This window comes from Actinoplanes sp. ATCC 53533 (genome assembly GCF_003947245.1).
This window is the reverse complement of the sequence record NZ_QHHV01000312.1, coordinates 1-4,877: the sequence shown is the minus strand read 5'-3', so window position 1 is coordinate 4,877 and position 4,877 is coordinate 1. Positions and strand designations below refer to the sequence as shown.

Annotated in this window: 2 protein-coding genes; both read left to right on the top strand. The window is 69.3% G+C overall.

The window, feature by feature from the left end; genetic code table 11:
* Positions 1 to 82 precede the first annotated feature (82 nt).
* Positions 83 to 3,979: a GTPase gene (locus DMB66_RS55130; protein WP_125812023.1), complete on the top strand. Its 3,897-nt coding sequence runs from the start codon at positions 83 to 85 to the stop codon at positions 3,977 to 3,979.
* On the top strand, positions 3,865 to 4,877 hold a 1,013-nt coding region (locus DMB66_RS55125; RefSeq protein ID WP_199753202.1), incomplete at its 3' end, for a GTPase domain-containing protein. The genes DMB66_RS55130 and DMB66_RS55125, both read left to right, overlap by 115 nt.

Here is a 4,877-nt window from a genome sequence, read left to right as displayed (position 1 = left end):
AGGAGTCTTGTCGAGGGCTTGGCCGTCACGTAAGAACGGTCCTTGTGACTGTTCCGGGCGGGTCCATCGCAGAGCGTGATTCGTGATCGAGACGACGGAGGCGGCATCACTTGAGGAGGCCGTTCGATCGGCCGTCGAACAGGGGTACGCGGAACTGGCGAGCCTGGCTGACGTCACGGACGGGCTGGTCGACGTATTCGTGCGAGAACAGCGTGACGTGCCGTCCTCGTCCGGTTCGATCGCCCGGTTGGACGGCTTCACGCGTGGCTTTCCGGGGGAGCTGCGAGGTCATCTCGATCGCGAGCATGAGTCGCTCGGGACGTTCAACATCGCGTTCTTCGGGCGCACCGGCGTCGGGAAGAGCACCTTGTTGTCGGTGTTTGGCCGGCTCGACGGGGAGTACGTCTCGCCGGGCGACAGCGACTGGACCACCGAGGTGCACCCGATCGAGTGGCGCGACTGCCGGCTGTACGACACGCCCGGGATCAACGGCTGGGGGCGCACCGAGAGGCGGGCCGACCTCGAGGCCAAGGCCCGCAAGGCGGTCGAGATCGCCGACATCGTGCTCTTGTGCTTCGACAGCCAGGCTCAGCAGGTGACGGAGTTCGAGAAGATCGCCGGTTGGGTCCGCGACCACGGAAAGCCGGTCGTGGCCCTGCTCAACGTCCGCAACCTGCACTGGCGTCACCCCGCGGTCGCTCCCGAGGCCGGCCGCAGGAACTCGGCGGCCGCGGTCCGACAGCACCACGACAACATCCGGACCCACCTCGTACAGATCGGGTTGCCCGGCACGCCGATCGTCGCGATCCACAGCCTGCGGGCCCTGTTCGCGCGCGCCGCGACCCCGTTCCGTGGGCCCGACCTGATCCAGCGGTCCTTACGGGTCGCGCGGGAGCGGTTCGGTACGGAGTACCTCGATCGATGGTCGAACTTCGGCACGCTCGAGCGTCTCATCGTCGCCGCGATCGCGGAGGGCGGTTCCGATCTGCGGTTGTCCGCGCTGCGTGAGGACATCCGCTCCCGATGCCGCCGGGCAATCGGCGAGCTCGAAGCTCTGGCGGCCGAGATTGAGCAGGAAGCGGCATCCCGCGAGCGCGAGGCCGAGTCGCTGTTCGCCCTGCTGGGCTATCCGGACGAGGCCGAACGCGCCGGATGGCTGCACGACGAGGCGCTCGGCGCGGACCTGGTCGAGCTGTCCGAGCAGGCCCGGGGCCGCCCGTACACGTCGCCGGGTAACGGCACACTGGACCGTTCCGTCCGGCACTTGGCCGCCTCACATCTGGCCGGCGCCCTCCGGCAAGCGAAGGCCGCCGCGGACGATCTGATCCGGAAGTCGTTCGAGAAGAACACGAAAATCGACGAGGCGAAATTCGCCGGGACCGTGTACGACCAGGGCGCCTTCTCCGCCGCGGCGGAAGCCGTGTGGGCGGCCCGCCAGGCGTTCCTGGAGCGCGAGCTCAAAGCCGCGGTCGAGCACGAGTCCGCCGGCAGCGTGCTGGCGACGTCGCACGCCGCGAGGATCCTCGGCGGCGAGGGCAACAGCATGACGGGCGACGTCGTCCGGGGAACGGGCATCGTGGCCTCCCTCGCGGTGCCTGCGGCCGCCCTCATCTGGAACCCTGTCGGCTGGGGATTCGCCGCGGCCGCCGCGGCCGTCGGCATCGCGCTCCAGGTCCAGCAGCACTTCGGCAAGAAGATGAGCGATGAGTCGTCCGAGCGGGCACGCAAAGCGAAGGCCCAGGCGATCACCGAATGCCACGAGGCGGTGGGCAAGACCTTCAATGACTACGAGGACGCCCTTGTACGCGACAGCCGGAAAGCGGCGTGGACGCTTTCCGGGCCCGCGGTCGCCGAGTCTTTGCGCGCCGTGATCGAGATCCGGACGGCGCTCGGCCGGATCGCGCGGTTGACCGACGGCCTGGGCATCTACGCCGGTTCGATCCGGCCAGCGCCGGCGGCGACCGACGTTCTGATGGGGGCGCAGCGCAGAATGGGAGAGACCCCGGCCGAGGTGACCCGGGTGCTGCTGGGCGAGGACTGGCTCGAGTCCGGCGACGACCGCCGCCCGGCGCGGATTGATCAGGCCGTCCATGAGGCGTATGCGATCCGTCGCGAACAGGACCGCGGCCGGCTGACGCGCCTGATGGCCGCGGCGTGGAGCGCGCCGTCGCTGGCGGACGTCCACTCCTGGCGCGACGACATCGAGGACGCGGCCCGCAACGACCCGGCGCTGTTCGACGTGGCGCGAACCTTCTGGCGGGTCGCCGGGGCGAAGCCGGCCCTCGCCGTCCTCGGTGACTACAACTCGGGCAAGTCGTCGCTGATCCGCCGGATCGTCGTGGACGACGGCCGGCGACCGCGCGCGGCGTTCGACATCCGGGCGTCGCCGGCGACCACGGCCGCGGCCCGATACGAGTTCCCGCGGTTCGACCTCATGGACACGCCCGGCCTGCAAAGTGGACACGACGAGCACGACACCGCCGCGTTCGAGGCGATCGCCGAGGCGGCTCTTGTGTTCGTCGTCGTCCATATCAACCTGCTGGTCGGCAACACCTCGATCCTGGAAGAGCTCGCACGCGGTTCGGAACGGATCGCTGCGAAGGGCAGGCGGATGGTGTTTCTGATCAACCGGTGCGACGAACTGGGCGTGGACCCGCTGACCGCGCCCGAGGCGCTCCTCAATCTGCAGGACCGCAAGCGCGAGGAGCTGCGGGCTTCGTTCGCCGCTCGTGCGATCGAGGTCGGGACCGGCCGGATCCACTGCCTGTCCAGCGACCCCTTCGGCCTGGTCGGAGACGACGCAACGGCGGAGTCCGGGCACTTCGACGAGAACCGGCTGTGGGACGGCGTGGCCGCGTTGACGGACGCGATGTCGGCGCTGTCCGACGATGACCTCTCCGCCGCCGCGTCGTCGGCTGCCTTCGACGTGGCGGTCACCGAGCTCCGGCGTCACCGGCACACGCTTCACCAGCAGCAGGCCGGCGGCGCGAAGGACCTGGACCGCTCGGAACCGGTGATCACCGCACTCCGGGCCGCGCTGAACGACGCCGTGGTCCTGGAGAGCTCACTGCGCGAGGACGCCCGCCGGATGGTGGGCCGCCACGCGGTGGCGGCGAAGGCCGCGGTCGCCGAGCTCGACCGCAAGGACGGCCAGAAGCTGCAGCACCTTGTCGACTCCTGGTGGAAGGTTCCGCAGTTCGAGGACGACCTCAAACGTCACCTCGCCGACGCGGCACGCAAACTGGACGAGTGGCACGGCGACCACATCTCAGCGATCGGACGCGAAATGCGCGCTGCCGAGTTCCAGGTGGGGCCCGAGTTCGCGGCCGAGTTCGAGGCCCGGGGAAGCGCCTGGCACGAGGATGTGACCGAGGGTGCCGGCAAGGTCGCGGGGTCTGTGGCGTCGCTGGCGAAAGCCCTGGGAAGCCGGGACGCGGTCTATACGATCGGCAAGCAGCTCGGCTACAAGTTCAAACCGTGGGAAGCGGTGAAGGGCGGCGCCAAGGTCGCCAAAATCGGAGCCGTTCTCGGAGTCGTCGCCGCCGCAGTGGACGGCGCGACGATGGCCAATGACCTGCGTAAGGCCGGAGATCACCGGGAACAGCAGGAGTCGGCGCTGCGGGCGATCGACGAGTCGGCCGCCGGGATCCTCGACCAGATCGTGGACGGTGAGCAGCGGGACGGTCCGGTCGGGCACCTCGGGCAGTGGACTCGGGAGCTCGAGGCGTTGCTCGACGAGCACCTCGATCTCACTGCGGCGATTCGGGAACGGATGGACTCGGCGAACGCGCGGGCCCAGACGGCCACGGCCCTGATCGCGGCCGCGGAGCAACTGATCGGCACAGCAGAGGAGAGCGAAGAACAGTGGTCGACATCGACGCGGTACGCGACTGGCTGCGGCGACTTCCGGGCGGGTCGCCGGCCGGGCAGCACGCCGACGACTGGGACGCGTTCGCGAGACTGGACCGGCCGGTGGTGACCCTGTTCGGGTCCTACGACACCGGCAAGAGCTCCCTGCTGCGCCGGTTGCTGGTCGACGCGGGCAGCGATGTTCCCGCCTGGCTCACGATCAGCGCACGACATGAGACCTTCGAGGTTAACGAGGTCGAGGTTGGCGGCTGCACGATCCGCGACACCCCTGGGTTCGCGGTCGGCGCGTCCGACATCCGGGCACAGAACAACTCGCGCCGCGCGCTCGCCGCGGTTGGCCTCACCGACATCGGCGTCGCGGTGCTGACGTCGCAGTTGGCGACCGCCGAACGGGACATGCTTCAGGAGCTGTTTACGCAGGGCTGGCCGGCGGGGACGATGTGGTTCGTCATCTCACGGTTCGACGAGGCGGGCGCGGACCCGGAGGGCGATCTCGAGGGCTACCGGCTGCTGAGTGACCGCAAGGTCCGCGAGCTGTGGGAAGTGTTCGCGCTGGACGACCGGGCGCCGGTCTTCGTCGTCTCACAGGACCCATTCCAGACGGCCGGCCCGGACACCGATCTCTACCCGGAGATCTGGAACGCTTTCCGTGACTGGGACGGCATGCGGGACCTCGCGGATGCTGTCGCTGCGGTGTCCCCGGCGGAGTTGTCCGCCTGGCGGCATGCGGCCGGGCAACGGTACTGGACTGCGGTCCTGGCCGAGACCATGACCGAACTGCGGACACAGCTTCAGGAATACACGGCACGTGCCGGAGTCGCCGCCAACGGCGTTGCCCGTCGCGAGGACTGGGAGAAGGAGCTTGACCATCTCGACGGGGCCGCCCAGGCCGCTCTCGACAGTCTCGTCGAGGAAGTGGTGCGACGGTACGGAGACACCGCCGAGCTCCAGGTCGAGCTGCAGCGGACGCTCGACGAGTGGTTCGCTAGACACGAGGCCCGCCTCCA